Below are 23,948 nucleotides of genomic sequence, written 5' to 3' on the forward strand. Positions count from 1 at the left end.
ATCACATTCTATACTGTTATGTCTTCACGATCCTTTACCATATATTTTCTAATAGCCGGGATTTGATTTACAACGAAGAACAAAATTGCTGTAAATAAAAATCCGAAGAACGTACATGTTGCATAGTTAAAGATTGAATTTTTCGGAACATATGCAATTGGATCAAAAATAAGCAAATCTGCAATGATTCCAATGATTGCACAGCCAAAAGCAACGATATTAAATCCTTTCGTATATTCATAACACTCATGTCCCTCTAACTCATAAACCGCACGCAGAGAAACTTTTTTCTTTCTGACAAAGAAGTAATCTACAAACATAATTCCCATAACAGGTCCATAGAAGAACGCAGCAATTGTGATCATCGCACCGATATAATCAAGGAGCTGACCCCAGATAACCATAACGCCTGCATAAATTCCAAGTACAATTGCAATTGTATTAAACTTTACTTTTGGAAATGTTGATTTCAGAACAACTGCCCACATATAAGATCCTGTACCCTGTGTAGCAATGTTAGCAAAAATGACTAATGCTAATGTTGTAAGTGCCATTCCCGGACTGCTTAATGTGACCAACATCTCCGTAATATCATTTCCCATAACACCGGTTTTAACAAATGTTGCAATACCCAGAACGCCACCTGCCATTACAAAAAATGGAGCTACTACTCCGTAAGCACCTACAGTTGCCCAATATCCGTCCTTTTCTTTTTTGCATAATCGAGGAGTAACTGCTGTACTTGCACACCAGGACATACCAAAAGCAAGACCTGCTTCACATGCAATTGCATAAGCTGAATTACTGTTCTTTCCAAGGGAACTCAAATCTGGTTTATATGCAAAAATCTCACTGAGTGGCACAGAATTAAATGCAACTACACAAACTGCAACTCCAACCAGTAAAAGTAATGGAACAATGATCCTGTTTGCCCATTTAATAACTAACGGTCCTGCGATGGCTACAACTGTACCAAGAAGGATACAAAGCAATCCCATTGGTTTATGTAAAAATGCAGGTGGTGTGTGCCCAGCCATTTTAAACAAATTGTCAATTGTATTGGCAAAAATTTCTGCACATTGCCCAAACCACGGAAAGTTTACCGCTGTAAGAACAAGTGCTACAATTCCTGCACCTTTTGTTCCAAACGTAGATTTCAGCCACTGCCACATATCCACACCATATTTTGTTGCAAATAACACCGGTAATAAATACAAGGCCAGGATAAATATATTTGCAGCAAATGTTGTTGTTAATAATTGTTTAAAGTCGCAATAGGCTGCCTGAAAAGTTCCCTGTGTATAACACCATGTAGCGACTCCGTATCCACTAAGCACAAGAAATGCATCCAACATTCCGTACTGTCTTTCTGATTTACGAACAGGCAGCGTTCCAAACGTCGCTTCTTTAGTATACTGTTCATCTGAATTATTTTGATTTTTTGCCATGTTGTACCTCCTCATAATACTCATGAAGTATTTACGTTTCTTACATCCAATAACCACCAATTAAAAAAGCACCGCTTATTAAAATTGTTGCAATTGCTAATATCCAATTGGTTTTACTGAATGGTTCCGGAAATTCATAGTCTTGCTTTTCCATCTCTTCAATACGCTTTTCTGCTTCAGAAAGATATTCTTCTGAAAACCTACTGTTTTTTTTCGCCATACATCCTCATCCTTTCTACTACATTATTTCTCTTAAGTATGATTGTATATTATCATTGTTGCCAATTGTTTTCAATCGTTTTTAATCGTTAATCATTATTTCATCACATTGCACTATTGTTTTTAATCGTTTTTGTTTATTTTTTCGCTTAAAACAATTATTTTTATGTTTCTTAATTATTGTTTCGCTTATAAATACTTGTTTTCCATTTTTTTAAATGGTATAATCAACAGAGTTACTATTCAACCGTTATGAAGAGGGAATATATGTCTACCAATAAACACAATTCATTTTATGAAGAACGCGAGCAAATCATTTTAGATTTATTACAAAGAAAAGGACGAATTACTGTTGCTGAAACAGCCAAGCTTACAGGTCTTTCTGCCTCAACAATTCGTCTTCAATTTCAAAGTATGCACGAGAAGGGGCTTCTTTTACGTACACATGGTGGTGCAATAAAAGCAGATTACCCTCACAATTTCAATCATCAAACAAATATTTTTGATGGAATCGTTAATCTCGATAAGAAACTTCAAATTGCTACTCTTGCTGCCGAAACAGTTCATGATGGCGATTTTATAGCTATTAGCAGTGGTTCAACTGCCCTTCTTTTAGCTTCTAAAATTACAAATCGCAAAAATTTAACAGTTGTTACAGACTCTATCCCGGTTGCGAATTTATTACTGTTTCATCCTAACATTAAAATCTATGTCTGCGGTGGACAGATCCGAGAACGAAACGGAGCATGTTTTGGTCCGACAGCTGAATCCTTTTTAGATACTGTAAAAGTTGAAAAAGTTTATGCAGGTTGTGATTCTGTAAATCCCGATATAGGCGTTACTTCTCTAGACATTGATCCCAGAACAGAACAAGCACTCGTAAAATGTGCGAAAGAATGTTACATTTTAGCTGATTCAACTAAGTTTTCAGTCATGCCTTTTATCGAAAAGGTTCTGAATATCAACGAGATCACCTGTCTCATATCAGATAATGCATTAAGCTATGAATGTAAGAAAAAATTAGAAAAATCCGGTGTCAAAGTAATGCTTGGTTCAAATGAACCTTCTTAAGCACTGTCTCCGAATGCACTCTTATTTATCATATTTAAAAAGGCTACTCTTCCGTCAAACGAAATTGTAGCCTTTTATTTTATCCTGCTATATTACTTTACCAAAAATCCATATTTCAGAGGGTCTCTTTTGTCAATCAGATAGGTTGAAATGCCTGTCATATAGGCACTTCCTGTAATTTCCGGTATTACAGCAGGATATTCGCCAACGTTTGTTTTCCCGATGATCTGTCCTTTAAACAGACCTCCTATAAAACTTTCATTTTTCAATATCTCGCCACTTTTAATCCGATGATGTCTGGCAAGCAGTGCCAGTTTCGCACTTGTTCCCGTTCCGCAAGGAGAACGATCAGCCTGATGTTCACCAAATATCACGACATTACGCATGTCAGCTTCCGGTGTCTCTGTTTCTGAGTAAAATTCGCAAACATTTGTACCACTGATATTTAAAAGTGGATGCCGGATTTCAACCTGTTCATTTACAAGTTCCAGAATACGAATTCCCCAGTCCGCAATTTTAGATATATGTTCCGGTTTAATTGTCGTGTCAAACTGAGAAATATCAACCATTGTAAAGAAACTGCCTCCGAATGCAATGTCGTATTTTATTTTTCTGCCATCCAGTTCAAGGCCTAAATTTTCCCTGTAAACAAAGGAGGGTACGTTTACAAGACTTACTTCAGCCACATGTCCGTTCTCAATTCGAGCCTTAGCCTGAACAGTTCCGGCAGGGGTGTCAAATGTGATCGTCGTAAAAGGTTCCTGCATTGGAACCATACCGGCTTCTACCAGATCTGTAACAGCGGCAATGGTTCCATGTCCGCACATATCGATATATCCTGCTGATTCAATATAAAAGATTCCAAAATCTGCTTCTTCCGTCACTGGCTCTGTAAGAACTGCACCAAACATATCTTTGTGTCCGCGTGGCTCAAGCATCAGCGCTGTCCGGATATAGTCATATTTGTCACGAAATTCATTTCTCCGTTCAATCATTGTCGCACCTGTCAGTTTCGGTATACCGGAAACAATCAACCGCAGGAATTCACCACTTGTATGGGAATCAATTGCTGTAATCTGATGTTTGAAAATGTCTTCTTTTATATTAAATTCACATTTCATGAAACCACTTCCTCTTTCCGTCCATCCGGAACTTTTGCTGCTGAAATAAACATCGTAACGCTTGTATAAATTGCTACTGCAATCACCAGCCACTGTAATAACTCAAGCGGCATGGATTTTACTATAAATGCTGCCACGAGAACACCTGGAATGCCTGCCAGCGCAAACGCAAATGCAGCATGTTTGTGATATCTTCCGGATTTAAAATACGGGAAAGATCCACTACCTACGCCGAGGAATCCCAGTCCCATCATAATCGGAAACGAAACGGCAGGATTCATTCCAAGCAGATAGACAAGACACATCGTCGGTGCATAGTTTCCGATACCCACAGTTAAGAGACTTCCAAGGATAAATGATCCAACACATGCAATCGCTAACTTCACGCCATGCAATCCAATGTTTTCACCGCCAACCGGAATCATACCAAATTTACTCATCATCATCAAAATCGCTGATATGGCTAGTCCACAACCCATAGTAATGCGTAATATTTTTGTCGGCAATTTACTTGCCACACTTCCACCAACAAATGCCCCGAGAATACCGGCCCCATACATTCCAAACAGTGTCGGTAATTCTACATCTATAATGGAAAGAGAAACCAATGCCTCTACAGCAACCGGGACGGCACATCCGGTCACGAGTGTTCCCGGTATCAATTCATCCGGAACCGTTTTAGTCAGCTTGTATAAAGACATAGTTGGTGCCAAACTTCCAATACCAAGATAGTCAAATATATTTATTACAAATCCGGATATCCAGAAGATTCCATAATCTTTTCCAGTTAGATTTTTTTCACGGTCTGTTACAAAGAATTTGGTCAGTATAAGTCCCTGAATAGCTGCAAATGCACCTATAAAAATCTGAATAAATCTAAGAATCATATAGTTCTCCTTTCCGGCTAGATCTTCGCATGGTATGTATAAGACAATTTTTTGATAATACCAGGCATGTCTGCCTCTTCTATCTGCTCCAATGCTGCCTTTACAATTGCAGTTTGCATTTCCACATTATGCGGCTCTCCTGCATTCGCGCCCATCGGTACGATAGGGGCAACTGCACGCGGAGTTCCCTGCTGTTTACAAACAGGAGGAAGTGCCGCAATAATACAAGTCGGAATACCTGCTTCTTCAATCGCTCTCTGCACCAGTACTGCAGAGCGGTGGCAGGTTCCTCATCCGGCAGTCATGATTACAAGATCTGCCCCCTGTTTTTTAAACAGTTCAGCAACCTGTGGACCGATTTCATTTTTAAAGGTTTCGATATCTCCGCCGCCACCCATAAATCCGGCATTATATTCACAAAAATCTTTGATATAGCCTTCTTTTACAAGTTCCTGTAATCTCTGATATGGCCACATACTGTTGATATCACGGTTTACATCCGTGTGGTCATAACCGCCATGTGTAATCATCAATTCATCCGGCTGCACATCAGACGGAACTTTTCGCCATGTTCTGTCCCCGGCAAGTTTGTATGGTGTCTGTGTTTTTAAATGTACTCCACAAGCGCTGGCAATACCAACTTTGCAATCTTTCAACGCTTTTGTCATTGGTGTCCATACCGGCGGAGGTGTAATTGGAGTGTATATTTCCGAAGTCATATTTGGAACTGTTGTTATCTTCATAATTGATCTGTGACCTCCTTTTCGTAAGTGTCATCTGCTAATTCTACAAAACTCATTAAAAATTTAACTTTATCTCCGACTTTTGGTTCGTGTTCACAGATTAACGAGCGACTTGGAAGTTTTAAAATTCCCATACGCGATGTAATCTGTACTACAAACTGTCCGTCTTTAATCTCTTTGATTGTACCTGTATAAGGTACTGCTGCATTATTTACTTTAATACCGTGAATCAGCACTTATAAACCTCCCTTGCAAACTCCTCATTTTGCTCAATCAGATTATAGTTGTAATGTTTCGGTGCTGCATTAACCTTCACGCCGGCAATCTTGTTCTTCAACATTGCAACTGCGCGGAATGCAGCTTCCGGAGTCAGGGAATTCTTTGCCAGAATATCCTCAACATTTCCATCCTCTGATACACAAAGATCGATCATTGCATCCATGTATTTATTTCCAACGACAAGCGCGCCCTGTACACCACAATAAGATACACCGACAACCGGTACACCAAGAGAACCGATCTGTTCAATATGAGAAGCGAAATCGATATGGTTATTTCCAAATCCTTCTGTTGTCACAATACATCCGTCCGGTCGGATGACATCAATCAATGCACCCAGACGTTTTGATACATAGAATTTTTCTGTGTTTGCCTGTGGACTTCCAACAAAAACAACTCCGAGGAAATCAATCTCTTCATCATTTGCCAGGCGCTCAACAATAGGTTCTCTCCAGTAAAGTAAGGAACACTCTTTTGTATCTGGTGTAATACAGGTTAATGCGTGGATTCCACCGTCACGGACTTCATTCACTCTTAAAAATACCGGTACGTTTCCAAGGTCTACATTCGGACGGCCACCAAGAAAGCCGACTGGTTCATCCGGAAGAATCAGGTTATCATGCATCGCACCCTGTCCCATAATTTCTTTTACAAGCACTACTTTTGCTTTCCCCGGACGTTCCATTTCGTTATAAGTTCTTTCCTCTGCCGCATCTTCATATTCTTTGGTTTTCAGGACTTCACGGATTTCCTGTGTGATTACATCCATTGCCTGATGACTGGCAAGTGGTCCCGGACGTTCCATTCCTGTTCCGCTTTTAATCGTTACATCTACATGAATAATAAATGCATCTTTATCCGGTGCTCCCGGACGTCCCCAGAATACATTATCTTCAAAAATACCATTGCTTAAATTTGCTTCAGCAGTTTGAAGACCATCTTCATCTGTTCCGGTCAGCAGCATATACACTCCCGTCATTTCAAATGTGGAACCCGTTCCAAGTTCTCCTTCTTTTTTCACAGCAATCGGTTGTACATCCATCATTGTATTTACATATACTTTCTGATTTTCCGGACGGATCACATCCATATGTACATCTACAACGAGAGCATTACTCTCCAGAGCTTCCGGAACCAGACTTTCACGTACCGTTAATACACCTTTTTCAAAACTTGTTTCCTCGCCGATTTTTACATCTGTTACCGGGAAGGCGTATTTTTTTAATGAACGTCTTATATAATCTTTTTCCTCTTCTGAGTCGTTTTGTTTTTCTGTAACAGCAATCGCCTGTTCGCATTCCATTGCTGTATTTTCAGATATAGGAGAAGTTACAGCGCTAAGCGGCAATTCGATATCAATTTCTTTTCCTTCTCCGATATGCAGTTTCAAAGTTCCGCCGACAGAGTTTACGTTCCTTTTCACAGACATCACCTGTTCTGTATCCGGGACCTCTGCGACAGCTTCTGCTACTGTTTCCGTTGTATTTGCAGTTGTCTCCTGCACTTTATCAATGATATTTTCGCTCACAGGTGTCAAAGAATCACAGGTTTCCTGCAATGTAGCTCCTAATACCTGTCCGATTGTAAGTGCTCCATTCAGATTCAGTAATCCCGAATCAACAAGATCATCAAAAATAGCAGGGTCTTCCAAATTATGTTCACTTAATACGGTCCCCGCTTCAGCCCGACAGCAAAGTACTGCCGGATCATCAAAATGCTCCTTTGCATACTCTAATGTAATTGACATATCCATCCTCCTTGCTTCAATGTAATATTTAGAAAAATAACTGCGCAGTTGTGTATAAATTTATCATTGCACACTCCGTTAATTACTTGACAATCAATAGGTGCTCACGTATGATAATTTATACAGATATCCTATAACTGCATTATATTTATAGAAATCGCTAATGAAAATCTGCAATTTTTTTAGAGTATTGTAAAATTTTTTTATATAAAGCGGAAATTTGTACAAAAGAAACATATTTTTAAAAATTTTAAAGATGTTGCAAAAAATTTAACGATCGTTTTGCAGATTAAATGCTTGATAAGGGGGTATTTTATGGTACTGGACAAATATCAGGTCTTTGTCAAAGTTGCCGAAACAAGGAATTTGTCAAAGGCTGCTGAAGAGCTGAATTATACACATGCTGCAATCAGTTATATCATTAAAAATCTGGAAGAAGAAGTCGGTATGAAGCTTCTTGTCAGAAGCAAAGCCGGTATTCATTTAACAAAAGAAGGGGCTGCTTTACTGGAAGAAGCCCAAAAAATTGTCAAATATGAAAATTCTTTTTTACAGAAAGCATCCATGCTCCGTGGATTGGAAGAAGGTATCTTAGATGTCGGCGCATTTTCCAGTGTCTCTATGAAATGGATGCCTCATATTCTGCGGGAAATGAAAGATAAATATCCGGGCGTAAAAGTCATACAGCATCACGGTAATTATAAAGAAATTGAATACTGGCTAGAAAAAGAAAAAGTAGATGTTGCGTTTCTAACGGAATACCACAAAGGCAATTTCCATTTTATTCCATTGGTACAAGATGAATATTATGTGATTCTGCCACCGGAGCATCCGCTCTGTGCATATGAACGAATCCCTGTGGAAGCTTTAAATAACGAGACAATGATATTGATGAATGAAGGCTCCGGAGATTACGATGCCGGACATATCCTGGAAGGACTGCATTATACAGTTGCACACTGGGTAAATGAAGATGTTGTATTAATCCCCCTTGTCGAATGTGGACTTGGTATCTCTGTGCTTCCAAAACTGATTATGGATTTTGTCCATTCCAACGTTGTTATCAAGAGATTTGCTTGTCCACGTTACCGGACTATCGGACTGGCTGTCAAGAATCCGGATGAGAGCTCCGGATTAACAAATCTTTTTATTTCCCTTATGCAGGATTATATTGCCTCTATACAAAATCCTGATGAAGATGCAAATGCTTCCGGATTTATGATTGACTGTCGAAATAACATATAATGAACTTATAGAATTAAATCTGCTACTATTGAAGAAATCTTGCACTAAATAAGCCCCGCTGTGAACTTCAAATTCACAGTGAGGCTATTTTTTTATCGCTTATAATAATTAGCAGCAGTCGCGGTTGTGATCTTCTGCAAATGTGTAAGTATATCTGAAATCTTTTGCGTTGTAGCAAGATACATACTCACCATCAAATTCTCCATAAGGATATCCGAAGTTATTAAGTGTTCCATCAGCATTCAGGATTCCACCGGTGACAGCTTTTGCACTCTGTGCCGGAGATAATGTGATATCTCTTTCTATAGAAAGCATTACCCATTTCTCGTTATTTCCTCCCCAGTATTTGTCTTTTACTGGTTCGACATAAGAGTTCCAGTCTGCGTCTGTATTACTCTTTCCGTCAGTCAGAGCCTGTTTTAATACATCAGCAGGATCCGCTTCTACCCATCCTGTTCCAGGTAAGTAGAATTGTGCACGACAGTGCTGGTTTCCTGTGATATCAGCTGCATTAATGCGGATACCGAACATTTCTCTTGCCGGGATTCCTTCTGCACGTAACAGTGCTACAAATACAGAGTTAAGGTCTGTACATTTTCCACCTTTTGTTGTTGTAAGGATATTTTCAACATCACCAAGACCGCATCCTGTTACGGAATTATCACGATGAAGGTTTGCAACTTCCCAATCGAAAATAGCTTTTGCTTTCTGAAGAACTGTCTTTGCATTGGCATCTTTGACAATCTTGTCAGCCTGTGTTTTTACAATGCTTCCTTCTTTAAAAGATCCGCTCTTTTCTGTTTCTTTCAGATATTCAGCAAATTTAGCTTTGTCTACAGATCCTTTTTCAACTAAGTTCGGACGTACAACTTCTTTTCTTGTTACATGATAAGAAAGTGTTGCAGTACGATCAGCAGGAACTACAGAAGCATCCCATTCGATATAGCATGCTGTATTTCCGGCAGAGTCTTTCGTTGCTTTTATAACTTTTGTTGCTTTTGGGGCATCAACTTTTACATTTGTAATCTTCTGGTTGTCATCACTTGTAGGAACCGGAAGCCATACTTTGGCAACTTTTCCAGCCGGTTTGTTAGACATGTCAACTGTATTTTTAACAGTACCGGACTGAGCGTATACAACGTTGAGTTTAACAGAAGCTTTTACTTTCTTGTTTATCTTAGAAGTAGCTGTGATAGTTACAGTACCTTTTTTCTGAGCTGAAACAAGACCTTTCTGAGTTACAGTTGCGATGTCTTTATCGCTTGTAAAATATGTAACAGCTTTGGAAGCAAGTTTCGGATTTACAGATGTAACAGATACCGTACATGTTCCTCCTTCGCATACATTTGTGCATGATGCGGCAACCTTAAGAGATTTTGCTACCGGATTCTTTACAGTAATCTTAACAGAAGCTTTTACCTTTTTGTTCTTCTTTGAAACTGCTGTAATTTTGACTTTTCCTGTTTTTTTACCTGTTACAACACCTTTTGATGTAACAGTAGCAATTTTCTTGTTGCTTGATTTGAAAGTAACTGCTTTAGAAGCACTCTTTGGCTTTACAGTTTTCACTTTCACTTTTGTTTTACTGCCAACAGTGACAGTTGTTTTAGAAGCCTTCAATGTAATCTTGGTTGGCTTCTTTGCTGCGGCGTTAGTGGTTGTTGGCAGAATCATAGAAAATGCAACAGCCATCATCAGGCCGAACAGTGCGAGACGTTTTACACATTTTTTCATAACATCCATCCTTCCTTTCCTCTTTTTGTAGGATTATAAGCACACTATAAGCCTAGTATGTTTATATCTTCCATATTAGAAAGCATGCTTGTACAAGTCAAATTTATAATTATAATAAACGTTATAAAGGAAATCTATAGTGATATTTTTTCAACATGTTCAACATTCTGTTGTGGCTGGTGTAGTTTGCCACTACATCATCAAATGGTTAGATAGTGACAATTAGCCTGTGGAGTTAAGCCTTTCCACACCAGAATTAGGAATAGCATTATCTTTTTGCCTATTGGCGTTATATCATATGTATTTTTGCAATACAATATGCAAATTTCATTAGAATATGGTATGAAAATTTAAAAATTCATGAATAAGTGTGCGTTTCACTGCCCTTCCCGCTTGAATCCTGCCGCCGAATATGCTATACTATCACCCGTTATAACCCCACAAAAACAAGGTCTTATTGGGTTGACCGCCGATTTCCGGCGTAGGCCATATACCAACTGTATATGCCTCCGTGGCATTCGTCAGACATTCATGCAAGCATGCCGCCTGACTCATTGCTGCGCGAAAATGAATCGAGTGTTCGTGACCTTCCACTCGTAAAACAAAACTAAAGGAGATATGAAAAATGAAAAACAAAAACATCACTTACATGACACAGGCTGCCATGATTGCTGCCATCTATGTTGTCATCACCTATGTCGGTGCAGCTTTCTCGTTCGGAGAAGTGCAGGTTCGTATTTCGGAGGCGCTTACAATTCTTCCGGTCTTTACTCCGGCTGCCGTTCCAGGATTATTTGTCGGATGCCTGATCGGTAACATCTTAGGCGGAGCAATCCTTCCGGATATCATCTTCGGAAGTCTTGCCACTTTGATCGGTGCTTTCTTTACATGGAAGCTTCGCAACCAGAACCGTATCCTCGCACCACTTCCACCAATCATTGCAAATATTATTGTTGTTCCATTCGTTCTGCGTTATGGATACGGTGTAACTTTACCAATTCCGTTCATGATGCTGACGGTAGGTATCGGCGAAGTGATTTCCTGTGGTATACTCGGACTGATCCTTGCATATGCGCTGGACAAATACAAACACATCGTATTTCAAAATGCATAAATAAAATAGAATGTGCCTTGGCACATTCTCGCACCGAGCGCGTTGCTGAGCGCCTGTGACGCTCGTTTAGCAACGACCGGAGTGGAACGTAGACAGCTTGCAACACTCTACGTTTCTATTACATAACAAAGAGCTGCGTCAGAGTGAATTTTTCACCCTGTCACAGCTCTTTCTTAGTTAACTCCCAATATAATTTCCATTGGCTTTTTTATCCATCTTCTCCAGACTTACCGTATGGCTCTTGCCATTTTTCGCTTCAACATATGTCACATCCGTCTCCGTATAACCGATCAAAATCACATATTTTTTATTTTCCGTAACTGCGATCACAGGTTTTCCCTGGTTCATTACATATGCGATCTGTTCAGCTTTACAGCCACTCAAGTCCAACGCATCCTCGCCAAATGTCTTGCTGATCGCTTCCATCGGTGTCGCGCCGCCATTCAATTCAGAACGCAGTCCTTCTACCGGCTTACTTGTGGCGCTGATCTTATATTGCAGATCACGGTTGCCCCGCTGCCAGATATATTCCTGATTCTGATCAACCACTACACCTCCGTAGTTATCCGCTGACTGAATCGCATCGCCCGCCTGTTTGTAAATTTCCTGCAATTTTCCGTATCCAAATACATAGTATTCTTCTTTACTTTCTGCTTTCTGTACATTTACAACTTTCGGTTTCTCAAACAATACCTGTTTTGGTCTTAACAGCTTCGGTTCTTTGTCAGAAATTCCGTCTGCATAAGTCAGACGCATCTGCGCGCCTTTCAAATCAGTCTTATAAGTCTCCAGCATAATATTGCTTTCGTCTTTTTCTTCATTATTTGTAATATATTCTTCGGTTGTCTTAATGTATGTGCCGTTCTTTTTCTTTGCCTGCTCCAGAATAATACGGTTATCTTCTACTTTCGCATCCAGCACATAGATCTTCTTCTGGCTGTATTTCTTCACAACCTCCCCTTTACTGCTCCGAATTTCTACCTGATACATCGGATCTGTAGATTCTCCCGCCGCTGTCTTTCCAACGTCCGACAGGTGGAAACGTCCGTACACAAAATCACCACCGATAAATCCAAGCGGACGAACACCTTCTTTATTCTTTGCAGAAATTGTCCGTTCTTTTCCATTCTGCAGGTTCAGAATTGTAATTCTGGAAAAGTCCTCATCTGCACAGTATGCCAACAGATGACTGTCTCCGGAAATAACATATTTGCCTTCCGTCAGACCAGTCTGTAATTCTTCACTCCGGTTCTTATTTACATCTGTCTTTCTTAAAACGCCATCATTTAACAGATATAACTCTCCATTATCTTCACTGTAGTAAATTAATTTGCCGAGTTTCTGTGAAGTAATTCCATAGGACTGATCCGTCTGCACAAACACTTTCTCTTCTACGGAATTTTTCTCTATATCATAGTAGTAAATGGCAATACCGACCTCGCCTTCATGTTCGCCGCGGTTCATATAACCACATACGGCAAATGTGATATTTCCCGCTTTATCTGCTGTGAGCAGACGGATCTCATGTTCAGATGTAAGGTTTCTTGCATCATTGTTCTCTGTACTTGCAAAGCTAAATACAAGTGACAGCTCGTCGCGGTCCTTGTTATAATTCCACAGTTCATCCGCCTGCACAAATGACACGATCGTACCTTTTTTATTGATTAGATACGGAACGTCTGCATCCGTAATTCCAAGCAGTATTCCTTTTCCTGAAAGCACTTTGGAAGAAGGATCAAATACCTGTTCCGCAGTCCGGTCATAATCAAGCAGATAGACTCTGCGTGCAGTCTTGTCGTAACGCACTCGGAAAAATTCTTTTACATTATACGTATCCTGTTTGTTTTTTTCGCCTTTGCATTTCACCCGATATTCAAGCTGGACACTCGTTCCTGTAGAAGTCGTCTCCTTTACGCTCCAGCGTTCACCGCCCTCAATCTCGGGCTTTAAATCGCCCCACGTAACCTGTGAATAATTGGAATGAATCGTTACATGCCCATAGGATGTATTGCTGCTCTCTTCATCCGCTTCCAGTGCTGTGCTGATATCCGTATCCGTATTCTTATCGACCGTTGCCTCATGGAATGCCTTGATATAATCCATGCAGGCACTCATATTTGTCTCATTCGTCTGCGCAACTCTTGTATAAAAATACACATCTTTTCCCGTCTCCAGATGAAGGATCACTTCCATTACACGCTCTTCACCGAGTACACTTGCCGAGCCAAGCGGAAGACTCACATCTGTTCCCGGATTCTTCACCGTATCTTCATGCAGACATTCTGTCCCATCCAGTGTATAAATCTTATATTCCAGACTGCTGATCTTATTGTCATATGGAATCAGCTCCATATCCAGTTTATTTTTCAATACAGGAGTAATCGTATCACGGACCTCTGTAATATTCATCTGTTTTGCGTATCCCGGCACGGCATTGACACCAAATCCGTCACAATCAAATGAAATCTGTGGAAATGTCGCTGATCCGAGATCTGCTGTCATGGAGTCATCCCCTTTATTTGTCAGATAACTGAATACCAGAACAGCCATGATAAATACACCGACTAAGATAATTCCATCTCTTATTCTTTTTTTCAAAATCATTCCATCTCCTTCAACAGTTGTCCCAGTGTCGGTTTCACATGTAAGAATGCTTCGCACTTACGGATTTCTTCTTTACTCTGCTCTCTGCTCTGTTCTTTTTTGTCATTCTTTATTGCACGGATAAGCAGATTTTTCGGCGTATGTTCCATATCGATAAATTCCAGTATCTGTACATCATAACCGACAGATTCCAGATATTCTGCACGAAGTCCGTCTGTCACAATCGCCGCAAAACGTTCTTTTAAAAGTCCGTATTTTAATACCGGTTTTAATGTATCACTGGCAATCTGGCGGTTCACTTCATGCTGGCAGCAAGGCACCGACAAAATTACTTTTGCATTCCAGCCAACCGCCTTCTCAAGTGCGAAATCCGTTGCCGTATCGCAGGCATGCAGTGTAACCACCATATCTACTTCACTCGCCCCTGTATAATCGGCAATATTTCCCTCCAGGAATTTCAGTTTCTCATAGCCATATTTCTCACTCAGTTCATTGCAGTGACGGATTACATCCGTCTTCAGATCCAGTCCGATCATGCAGACATCGTATTTCTTCAGTTCATGCAAATAATAATACATGGCAAATGTCAGATAAGACTTGCCACATCCAAAATCAAGAATTGTAACTTCCCTGTCTTTTGGAAGCTGCGGCAACACATCTTCTACAAATTCAAGAAAACGGTTGATCTGCCGGAACTTGTCAAACTTCGCATGCACGACCTTCCCCTCGGCAGTCATAACACCCAGATCACGCAAAAAAGGCACCATGGTTCCTTCTTCCAGAATATAGTGTTTCTTCCGGTTGTGCGTAAGATCTACCTGTTTCCAGTTTCCCTGCTGCATTCGTCTTTTGATGGTCACTTTTCCTTTCTTACTGACAAGAACCGTATAATTGTAAGTTCGCGTCTCCATCTGCATCTGTTTCATTGACTGCATATATGCAAGGATCTTCTCACAGGTCTCTTCTACTGATAAGTTCTCATGAAATGCCTGATTGTTGCGGAAAGACTCCAGCTGAAAGAGCAGTTCTCCCCGTTTTATAAGTGGACGGACGCGCACTTTCGTCACCCCCGTCTTATCATGGGCTCCGCTTAATACAGCGGAGCCGAAATCTTTATTTAATTGTTCATTTAATAATTTTCTTAATTCTTCCATAATCATATATTATAACAGAAAAATCAGATTTGTGTACTTTGTTCTTCCTGTACTTTCGGAAATGTAACGGTTGCCTTAAACAGATCACCGTCCAGATACAGTTCAAACTTACCTTTCTGCATCTCTGTCAGTGTCTGGGCAATGGAAAGTCCCAGTCCGCTTCCCTCTGTACTTCTGGAAATATCTCCGCGGATAAAGCGCTCTGTCAGCTGATCTGCATTGATATTTAACGGCTGTTCGGAAATATTTTTAATGCTGAAGATAACCGCACCTTCCGTCACTTTCAGATCTGTATAGATCCTGCTGCCCGTCATTGCATACTTGGCGGCATTATTGTATAAGTTCGCAAGGATCCGCCATGTTCTTCTTCCATCAATATAGACGAGTGCTTTTTCTTTTGGAAGATGCTGAATTTCCGTCAGATTTCTTTCTTCAAACTTCTCTTCATACTCTGCACTTGTCTGCAATACAAGCTCTGTGAAATCCAGTTTCATACATTCCAGCTTAATATTACCGGAAGTAATCTTAGATGCTTCCACAACATCTTCTGTCAATGTTTTCAGACGCATGGATTTCTGTTCCAGCACTTCGATGTATCTCTGGATTCTCGGATCATCGAAATTCTCATTTTTCAGGAGATTCACATAGTTAATGATCGATGTCAATGGCGTCTTAATATCATGCGAAACATTCGTGATCAAATTCGTTTTCAGACGTTCATTCTTAATGCTCGCTTCCACAGCCACTTCCAGACCGGCACCAACAGAGTTAATTCCTTCTGCCACTTCCTTCTGACTGCTAAACATACCTTCTGTCGGCACTTTATAGTCCAGTTCCCCTGCTGCAATCTTCTTTACACCGTCTTTGATCTTCGCTCTTCCGATTCCATCATAGACCAGATATACAAACACTGCAAGCTCCGCCAACAGCATCATGAACAGCGGAAATCCATAAGTATCTGTAATCATGACAATCCAGTGCAAAACAACAAAAAGTACAAAAAGCATGATATTACGCCACAGCGAAGACATATTCTGCGCAATATCTCTGACCAGGTGACAGAACATTCGTGAAAGACTGTTTTTCCAGACGATATGCGCTTTGATCCTGCGGACGAAACTTAAAAATCCGATCAGAAACATACTGCATGTATATGAACCGAAAATTCCTCCCACAATAATATAAGGGATCGCATTTTTTACATAATCTGCCTGACTATAAAAAGTCCCCTCTGTTTTCTGTAAATAATCATCAAAGCAAACAAAATTACCCACTACAGCTGCTGTCACCCAGAGACCTATGATCAATACTGCGGCAATCTCCGTTTTCCACCGGTCAAATCCCGCCAGATGCATTTCTTCATCTTTTGCTCTGCGTCCCGCAATCGCTGTGAGCCAGATTACACAGATCACAAAAAGTGCAAATGCAATCACTGAGAGCATACAGATTCCACGGATAGCTGAACCGTATTTTTCATAAAGCTGATTTTCTGAATAAAAATGATCTGCAATCGGATAGTTTGTATTTACACATGCTGCAAAGACAAAATCCTTCTTTTGGATTCCTGTATTTTTAATCTCATCACGCCATGCTTCTGCAATCTCACTTCGAAGATTCGTCTTAAAATCCTTTAATTTGGATTTTACAATTACATATTTTCCGGTTTTACGGAGCAGCTTTAAATTGTTGTCCAGTTCCTGAAAATTTTCAAGTCTTTTCTGATTTGTATAAATCGTTCCCGCCTTCATATCTGCGTAAATATAATAGAAGTTCGAGTCTCCTTCTTCAATATCTTCATTCGTGTTCTGATATTCTGAATAACGCTCACTCAGACTGTCTACCACACTTGTCACAAGATTATAAGCATCATTCAGTCTGCCATTCCATCTGGAATCTTTATTGGCAAGATTCATCAGGCTGTCGGCTCCTACCGGGGCATACGGCTCTTCCATCGAATATCCATCATAGCTCCAACAATCTACATACTTTAATTCATTATTGCTGCCCTGAATCCCTCGAATCTCACTGCCCCCAACATAATTCTCGCTGTCATAATCATAATTTCCTGCCTTTAAAGAAGAAAGAATCTCTTCTGTAGATGTTTCGCTTCCTGCATTCAAAATAAATTTCAGTTTCTTTGCATTAACAAGCGCTGCAAATTTAGAATAGCGATAATAATGATAAGAACCATCTTTCTTTCTGCAGACAATAATCGGATTCTCCGCATTCGTATCTTTTGTGGAATTCATCGTGTCATTCCATTTCAGCAGATCCTTTAATCGATACGCCAGTCCGCTCTCATTCCTGCCCGTATATTTTTTTTTCTGATCATAAGCTTCAATATCTACGATTTTATTCGGATCAAATTTTCCTTCTGTTTCAAAATACTTTCGCGCACTGATTCCGTTCACAACCTGTGCCGTATAGTCCTTCATCTGAGTATTAAAATTCCTGGAATCCTCGTATTTTTTTGCCGGTTTTCCTTCAAAAATCTCCTGTCGGAAAATCGGATACGCGGTTACCCAGAGTCCACCTGTCGTCGCCGTGATCACAAAAATGTGCGCCAGAATAATCAGGATGAATTTCATTCCTTTTGACCGGTACCATTTACTTTTCATACATCGTCTCCTATATCTTTTATACCCTGCTACTTATAGGCAAATCTTTTCAATCTTATAACCGACTCCCCATACAACCTTCAGATATCTTGGTTCTTTCGGGTTGATCTCTATCTTCTCACGAATGTGACGGATATGTACCGCAACTGTATTATCTACACCGATTGCATCTTCATTCCAGATATTTTCATAAATCTGGTCAATGGAAAATACTTTTCCCTGATTCTTTACAAGAAACAGTAAAATATTATATTCAATCGGTGTCAGTCTTACTTGTTCCCCATCAACTGTTACTTCTTTCAGATCATCGTTGATCACCAGTCCACCGGTCGTATAGACTTCTTCCCGCTCATTACCGGATGTACTTCCAAGCTGTGTATATCTACGAAGCTGGGATTTGACTCTTGCAATCAGCTCCAGCGGATTAAACGGTTTTGTCACGTAATCATCCGCGCCGACATTCAGTCCCAGGATCTTATCCGCATCTTCCGATTTTGCTGACAGTATAATAATCGGAAGATTATTCGCTTCCCGAACTTTCAGTGTTGCACGGATTCCGTCCAACTTTGGCATCATGACATCTATGATCAGAAGTTCTACATCTTTTTCTGTCTCCAGAATCTTAAGTGCTTCCTCACCGTCATATGCTCTCAGGATCTGATGTCCTTCCTGACTCAGATAGATCTCAATCGCTTCTACGATTTCTTTATCATCATCACATACTAATATTTTCGCCATTTTTCTTCACCTCATCTCTTACTATACAAGAATAACAGAAAAAATTTAAGGACAAATAAGGAATTTCCTTAAGAAATTATGAAAAGAGCCAAAAAATGTGTGTCGATGTCTGTCGCAGTTTTCCTTATTTTGTAGTATTATTAAGAAAAGTACCGATTTTCTATTATAATAGTCGAATAATAGTCATCACTTTTTTACTTTTGCAGGCGGTTTTAATCTCGGAAGAAGTGCGAGGTAATTTATGAGAAAACACGAAATTGAACAGCTTATCCGCTCACTTGGCATTGGAGCCACTTACCGTGGATATCATTATCTTGTCTATGGCGTATCCCTTTGCATGGACAATGAAGATTACCTGCTATCAGTAGGTAAATTATTATATACCCGTATTGCAGAAGCTTACTCCACAACCGGAAGCAGCGTAGAACGTGACATACGCACAGTGATCCGCATTTGCTGGGAACGCGGGAACCGTCCCCTTCTTCAGGAAATTGCCATGTATCCACTGCATGCCCGTCCAACCGCGGGAGAATTTTTCGATATACTAGCCAATCACCTTAACAATCAGTTGCGTACAGAGGCCTGTCTTTAGGTTTTCTTCCCATCATCTTAAGGTCGTCTTAAGATTTTTTCGATTTCTTTTATAGTTTTAACATATTTTGGACATATTTATCTAATATAATAAGAGACAGATAGATGAGAAACACTTATCTATCTCCCCCCTCATAAAGTTAAGCATTGACACAAGTTCAATGCACACTTTACTCTCATTCCTTTAGATAACTATAAAACAACGAAGCCCGTTAGCCCTTGTGGTTAGCGGGTTTTCGCTGTTCTGTACTTGTTGCAAAATCCGCTTCGGTCAAATCTCGGTCAAATAATTTTCTAAAGAAATGTTGCACCTTTTCTATTCTCTTTCTTATTCTTGTTCTGATTATATGATTTCCTTATACAAATTCTGTAATTTATCCATTTCCGATTTTGCTTTATCATCTGTGACGTGCGTATACAAATCCAGTGTGATTGCTATGGAATAATGTCCGAGGAATCCTTGTACTACCTTTGCGTCAATCCCGGCTTCAAAACAACGCGTTGCAAAAGTATGACGAAGTGCATGTGGATAAAAATGCGGAATCGGTATAAACACTGTCTTGTTTTTCTCTGCCTGCTTTTTTCGTTCCTTATTGATAGATTTTTCTATCCAGTCTAACGTCACTTGAAAGGTGTGTTCTGTAATCGGTTTTCCGTTCTTTCCAACAAACACAAGATTTTCAAATCCCTCTAATGGTTGCCATTCACTAGCTGACAACTGCATTTCTTTCAACTGAATCCACTGACGTTTTAAAGCCTTATACACACTGTCCTGCATGGGAATCGTCCGTATACTGTTCTTTGTCTTTGGTGTCTGGTACTTGAATACATACTTCTTTGTTTCCTTATCTTTGATATACACCAACGTTTTATTTACAGAAATTTCCCGTTTCCGAAAATCTACATCATCCCATGTAAGCCCAAGCAGTTCTCCGCCACGCATTCCCGTTCCGAGTGCTACCTGTATGAGATTCTCGTGTATTCTCTCCTTTGCGTGTTCCAATACTTCCCGTTGTTCTTTCACAGTCAGTACCCGTATCTGTTTTGTCTTTGTTTTGGGAACTTCCACTCCTGCACATGGGTTGAATGTAAGAATCCTGTTATGCACTGCATATTTGAACATAGCATTGAGAATATTATACACATCCCGTATAGTCTTTGTGCTGTAATCATCATCTGCCATATTCTGAAGCAGACGTTCCAAAATAATCGGATTAAAATCTGCCACACGTTGTTTTCCTATCTGCTTCTTTATGTAACGTCTGTAAAAATCATCATAACGTACTTGTGTACTCTCCTTGATAGTCCGCTTCTTATGGGTATTCAGCCAGATATCAAACCATGTATCCAGAGTGATATTATCGCCCTTTCCTTTCAACCCATGCTTGACTTCATAGCGTAAATCTTCCATTTCTTGAACTAACTTTTTTAAGTCCGCATTATCTTTTGTATACGTTTCTCCTTTGTAATAAAACCGCCCTCTGTAAATTCCGCTTTTTCTCTGCATAATTCCCGGCGGTAATGGATTTCCTTTTAAGTCCTTGCCCAATCTGCACGCTCCTTTCCGTGCAAGGACTATCAGAACTGGTCTGACAGTATTATATGCTTATTTGTGTTTATACTGCAATTACTTCATATTTATTTTTCAGATTATGCCCTTCGTTTTTCTTCAAAAACTGGTCTAAAACCTCAGAGCGTATAAGAATCTTATTTCCAATCCTTATGACCGGAATCTTCTGCCATGTAATCAGCTTTCGCAGATTATTTCTTCCAATTCCCGTATACTCTGACGCTTCATTCACTGTAAGGGCTTTCTTTGTCTGTATCGTGTTCTGTGTATGTTCTGTCAAAGATTCTCCTTTCTTCTTCCCTCAAAAGGAAAGATTTTTTATAGTCCTCATATATGCGTTGTTGTTCTTCGTTCATCTGCCCCCGTTCTATTAGCTGGCGGATATAATCTCTGTTATCCAGTTTTCCGATTTTATCCATTAGCTTTAAAGAGGGCGAAACTGCTACGTTCAGCCACTGCCATGTTCGTTCCAGTGTCTTTTTCTCTGGATTCATGGTCAACTTTATCTTCCCTACATCCTGCATGAGTTCTTCCCACGGGGGATAAGTAGGATAAAGCCGTTTTCTTGTAACCGTGCTGTTTTCCGACTTCTGTAAAAACCGCACTTTCTCGTTTAATACAGACAACGCAATCCGTGCCACATCCCTGTCTTTCAGAAGTTCTTCTACTAATCTGACCGCTTTTTTGTGCCGGAATCGAAGTTCATATCTGTTCCAGTCCGGGTTGAGTTCTTTTCCGAACTTTTCTGCCTGTTCATATCCCTTTTCATAGAATGTAATCCGAAAATCACTGTGTTTACTGCCGAGATATAGTGTTTTTCCCTGCGCTTCTATTTCATCCTCTTTCAGTCTATCAGAACGATTCTCTGCTGTATCACGCAACTGACTAGATATCAGCCCCTCGTTTTTCAGACGAATCAATTCCGGGATAGACAGATAAGGCTTTGTATCGTCGATTGCCAAGTCTATCCTCGGAAAATTCACCGGGTATCTGCAAACTCTTTCCAGAAAATCAAACCATGTTTCCTTATTCATCATAAGGAAATTTTCATAATTCCTGCACCCCGAACCACTCATAAGAATCTGAAATCCCTCATACTGTGCATTTCCTGTCGGTTTCAGAATCTTGATATTGTCAAATCTTGCTATCAGTTCGTGTCCAGCAATTCCTTTTTCCTTACCATGCAGTTCCATAAAACTCAGTGGAATCCGCAAGATATCTTCTATGATTATGAACACGTCTACACCTTTGACAGTAATCTGACACCAGTCAATCAGTGCTGTCAAATCTTCTTTCTGACGAGTTACCCCCCTGTTAGTATAGGGGGGTTCTGAAATTTTCATTACCTCTGTTATCATCATCCCTGCCTTTCGTAGTATGCCGTGGCTTTCGCCACGTTCCCGGAACTTCCTCTACTCCCTTTGCTCCTTTCACGCTGTACGGAGCAGTCCGCAGAGAATTTCCGGGAACAGTCTCTACACGTTTCCTTTTCCGGTAACAACACGGATACCCTTGCAGGAGATTCTGTCCACCAATACTGGGAAGTTTCCTCTCTGCACATAAGGGGCATATACCGCTTCTTCTAGTTCTACCACTGTGTAAGGCTCTACCTTTGGAAGTTCTGTTGCTTCCAGACGGATATCTACGCTGTTTCCAAGTTTCATGCTTCCGAGGTGAAGTTTCAATGCTTCCACTTCCTCGGTTTTCTTCCGGGTTTCCTTATCATACTTATAGCAGTAGTCTGCTCCCATGTAACGGAGTTCCCCGAACGCTTCTCTGACCTGTTCTTTTGTCAATGTAATCTGCATGCTACATTTCTCCTTTTTTGAAATCATGGTGAATGAGTGTCTGGTAAGTGTGACAAGTCCTTTTCATATCCACGTCTATATTTATTTCATTACTTTTCTCCTTACCTCTTAACCTCATCATAGACCTGTTTTTTCTTCTTGTCAACAATTATTTTACTTTTTCCCTTACTTTTTATTTTTGTATTTCAAACGCTTAACTATATCTTTTTATAACTTATTATAATTTTACCCTTACATTTATCCTTATCTTGTGTTATGATGAAAACAGAAACGAGGTGTGCATATGTTTGTGAATAAAGAAGCAGTAGGAAAACGAATTTTACAGATACGCAAGAAATACGGTTACAGTATGCAGAAGTTTGGGGAAATCATAGATAATGCCCCGAAAGGCTCTGTAAACAGTTGGGAAAAGGGTGTGAATCTTCCCAATGAGAAACGCTTGAAGCAGATTGCCACGTTGGGCAATATGACGCTGAATGAACTTCTGTATGGTTCATTTAAAGAATATGTAGATATGCTTATCACAGAAAAACTGGGGATTGAACTGCCGGAAGAATTTACCAGAACTTTCTATTCTCTTTTAGAGCAGAACGGATTTACCTACGGGGATGATATCGAAATTGTCCGGCTTGTAAACGGCTTTCTGACTTATCATAACCTTACAACAAAAGAAACCGCCATTTTCTATCAGCCAACTGCATACTCTGGCGATTATTTTGACGGTATCATACAAAAAGCGGATTCTTCCGTTCTGGTCTGCCGGGCATATGCAGATAAGGCAAACAACACCTTACATATCATTCCGGCTTTTGAGAATGGACAGACTGAGGAAGTAGCAGACTTCTTTCATGCACTGAAAAGCATAACCGCTCCACACAACAACAATTATTTCACTTCCGGCTTTCTGACACTCGGACTGGCATTGAGAGATTCCAAAGTAATTATCTATGGAATTGATGAAAAACAGGGAACAGCACAGGTAATCCCTTACGAATATGATTGCGAATCAGACGCTTATATCCAGAATGAACATCTGGCATATACCAGACAGGATAGCTTTTTCCGAGAAGCCACGAAAGAAGCGGTCTATCGGAAAATGCAATCCGACAGAAGTAACCCATAAGATAAACAAGAGGACTTGCAAGGTTTGTGACCTTTCAAGTCCTCTTATGTATCATGATGGTATTGGCTGTGTCCGTTCCGTAAAGGACTGCCCTACGGCGTCTCGGCTTCGCCTTGTTCCTTTACCTCACTAAT

At 40.1% G+C, this 23,948-nt stretch carries 21 protein-coding genes; 5 read left to right on the top strand and 16 right to left on the bottom strand.

The features are described from left to right. Window positions 1-8: 8 nt before the first annotated feature. Together DW125_RS08990 and DW125_RS08995 are read right to left on the bottom strand one after the other, a co-directional pair. Window positions 9-1,448, bottom strand: coding sequence for a purine-cytosine permease family protein (locus DW125_RS08990; RefSeq protein WP_158549908.1), 1,440 nt, complete (start codon window positions 1,446-1,448; stop codon window positions 9-11). 40 nt (window positions 1,449-1,488) lie between these two features. Further along, window positions 1,489-1,668 (bottom strand): hypothetical protein, encoded by a 180-nt coding sequence (locus DW125_RS08995; protein WP_117537913.1) that lies wholly within the window; start codon window positions 1,666-1,668, stop codon window positions 1,489-1,491. Between the two features lie 266 nt (window positions 1,669-1,934). Between DW125_RS08995 and DW125_RS09000 the strand changes: the two genes are divergently transcribed. Further along, window positions 1,935-2,738, top strand: a complete 804-nt coding sequence (locus DW125_RS09000) for a DeoR/GlpR family DNA-binding transcription regulator (RefSeq protein ID WP_158549909.1) — start codon at window positions 1,935-1,937, stop codon at window positions 2,736-2,738. A gap of 92 nt (window positions 2,739-2,830) precedes the next feature. Here the strand turns inward: DW125_RS09000 and DW125_RS09005 are convergent, their stop codons facing one another. Genes DW125_RS09005 through prdA form a run of 5 tightly spaced genes read right to left on the bottom strand, consistent with a single transcriptional unit; the run spans window position 2,831 to window position 7,515 of the window. Then, window positions 2,831-3,859, bottom strand: coding sequence for a proline racemase family protein (locus DW125_RS09005; protein WP_117537915.1), 1,029 nt, complete (start codon window positions 3,857-3,859; stop codon window positions 2,831-2,833). After that, window positions 3,856-4,746, bottom strand: coding sequence for a sulfite exporter TauE/SafE family protein (locus DW125_RS09010; protein WP_117537916.1), 891 nt, complete (start codon window positions 4,744-4,746; stop codon window positions 3,856-3,858). The genes DW125_RS09005 and DW125_RS09010 overlap by 4 nt, the downstream gene beginning before the upstream one ends. A gap of 17 nt (window positions 4,747-4,763) precedes the next feature. Next, window positions 4,764-5,489, bottom strand: coding sequence for a D-proline reductase (dithiol) protein PrdB (gene prdB, locus DW125_RS09015; RefSeq protein ID WP_117537917.1), 726 nt, complete (start codon window positions 5,487-5,489; stop codon window positions 4,764-4,766). Continuing rightward, window positions 5,486-5,725: a CBO2463/CBO2479 domain-containing protein gene (locus DW125_RS09020; protein WP_117537918.1), complete on the bottom strand. Its 240-nt coding sequence runs from the start codon at window positions 5,723-5,725 to the stop codon at window positions 5,486-5,488. Before DW125_RS09020 ends, prdB begins: the two co-directional genes overlap by 4 nt. Then, window positions 5,719-7,515, bottom strand: a complete 1,797-nt coding sequence (gene prdA, locus DW125_RS09025; protein ID WP_117537919.1) for a D-proline reductase (dithiol) proprotein PrdA — start codon at window positions 7,513-7,515, stop codon at window positions 5,719-5,721. The genes DW125_RS09020 and prdA overlap by 7 nt, the downstream gene beginning before the upstream one ends. A 315-nt stretch (window positions 7,516-7,830) precedes the next feature. Between prdA and DW125_RS09035 the strand changes: the two genes are divergently transcribed. Beyond that, complete coding sequence (locus DW125_RS09035) at window positions 7,831-8,760, top strand: LysR family transcriptional regulator (protein WP_117537921.1); 930 nt, start codon at window positions 7,831-7,833, stop codon at window positions 8,758-8,760. A gap of 108 nt (window positions 8,761-8,868) precedes the next feature. Here DW125_RS09035 and DW125_RS09040 read toward each other — a convergent pair whose 3' ends face one another. Continuing rightward, complete coding sequence (locus tag DW125_RS09040) at window positions 8,869-10,503, bottom strand: Ig-like domain-containing protein (RefSeq protein ID WP_117537922.1); 1,635 nt, start codon at window positions 10,501-10,503, stop codon at window positions 8,869-8,871. Window positions 10,504-11,119: 616 nt separating this feature from the next. Here DW125_RS09040 and DW125_RS09045 point away from each other — a divergent pair. Further along, a complete protein-coding gene (locus DW125_RS09045) occupies window positions 11,120-11,608 on the top strand; it encodes a QueT transporter family protein (RefSeq protein WP_117537923.1) in 489 nt (162 codons plus the stop codon). A gap of 177 nt (window positions 11,609-11,785) precedes the next feature. On the opposite strand, the gene DW125_RS09050 is transcribed toward DW125_RS09045, so the two are convergent. Genes DW125_RS09050 through DW125_RS09065 form a run of 4 tightly spaced genes read right to left on the bottom strand, consistent with a single transcriptional unit; the run spans window position 11,786 to window position 18,722 of the window. Then, window positions 11,786-14,212: a hypothetical protein gene (locus DW125_RS09050; protein WP_117537924.1), complete on the bottom strand. Its 2,427-nt coding sequence runs from the start codon at window positions 14,210-14,212 to the stop codon at window positions 11,786-11,788. Continuing rightward, window positions 14,209-15,366 (bottom strand): class I SAM-dependent methyltransferase, encoded by a 1,158-nt coding sequence (locus DW125_RS09055; RefSeq protein ID WP_117537989.1) that lies wholly within the window; start codon window positions 15,364-15,366, stop codon window positions 14,209-14,211. The genes DW125_RS09050 and DW125_RS09055 overlap by 4 nt, the downstream gene beginning before the upstream one ends. Before the next feature lie 23 nt (window positions 15,367-15,389). Continuing rightward, window positions 15,390-17,984 carry a sensor histidine kinase gene (locus tag DW125_RS09060; RefSeq protein WP_117537925.1) on the bottom strand — a complete coding sequence of 865 codons (2,595 nt, stop codon included), beginning with the start codon at window positions 17,982-17,984 and terminating at the stop codon, window positions 15,390-15,392. A 33-nt stretch (window positions 17,985-18,017) separates the two neighbouring features. Beyond that, the gene (locus DW125_RS09065) at window positions 18,018-18,722 is read right to left on the bottom strand and encodes a response regulator transcription factor (protein WP_117537926.1); all 705 of its coding nucleotides are present in this window, start codon (window positions 18,720-18,722) and stop codon (window positions 18,018-18,020) included. A 241-nt stretch (window positions 18,723-18,963) separates the two neighbouring features. On the opposite strand from DW125_RS09065, the gene DW125_RS09070 reads away from it, so the two are divergent. Beyond that, window positions 18,964-19,314 (top strand): sporulation initiation factor Spo0A C-terminal domain-containing protein, encoded by a 351-nt coding sequence (locus DW125_RS09070; protein WP_117537927.1) that lies wholly within the window; start codon window positions 18,964-18,966, stop codon window positions 19,312-19,314. A 342-nt stretch (window positions 19,315-19,656) separates the two neighbouring features. On the opposite strand, the gene DW125_RS09075 is transcribed toward DW125_RS09070, so the two are convergent. The 4 genes from DW125_RS09075 to DW125_RS09090 all read right to left on the bottom strand — a co-directional run bounded on the left by DW125_RS09075 (window position 19,657) and on the right by DW125_RS09090 (window position 22,691). After that, window positions 19,657-20,862, bottom strand: a complete 1,206-nt coding sequence (locus DW125_RS09075; RefSeq protein ID WP_009244191.1) for a tyrosine-type recombinase/integrase — start codon at window positions 20,860-20,862, stop codon at window positions 19,657-19,659. Between the two features lie 67 nt (window positions 20,863-20,929). Then, window positions 20,930-21,115, bottom strand: a complete 186-nt coding sequence (locus DW125_RS09080) for a helix-turn-helix domain-containing protein (RefSeq protein WP_004844108.1) — start codon at window positions 21,113-21,115, stop codon at window positions 20,930-20,932. After that, window positions 21,108-22,244, bottom strand: a complete 1,137-nt coding sequence (locus tag DW125_RS09085) for a replication initiation factor domain-containing protein (protein ID WP_117537928.1) — start codon at window positions 22,242-22,244, stop codon at window positions 21,108-21,110. Before DW125_RS09085 ends, DW125_RS09080 begins: the two co-directional genes overlap by 8 nt. Before the next feature lie 114 nt (window positions 22,245-22,358). Beyond that, window positions 22,359-22,691, bottom strand: a complete 333-nt coding sequence (locus DW125_RS09090) for a hypothetical protein (protein ID WP_009244196.1) — start codon at window positions 22,689-22,691, stop codon at window positions 22,359-22,361. A gap of 283 nt (window positions 22,692-22,974) precedes the next feature. Between DW125_RS09090 and DW125_RS09095 the strand changes: the two genes are divergently transcribed. After that, on the top strand, window positions 22,975-23,814 hold the full coding sequence (locus DW125_RS09095) for a helix-turn-helix domain-containing protein (protein ID WP_117537929.1): 840 nt from the start codon (window positions 22,975-22,977) through the stop codon (window positions 23,812-23,814). The last annotated feature ends 134 nt before the right edge of the window (window positions 23,815-23,948 follow it).

The sequence above is a fragment of the Dorea sp. AM10-31 genome, from assembly GCF_003435815.1.
Taxonomy (GTDB): Bacteria; Bacillota; Clostridia; order Lachnospirales; family Lachnospiraceae; genus Dorea_D; species Dorea_D hominis.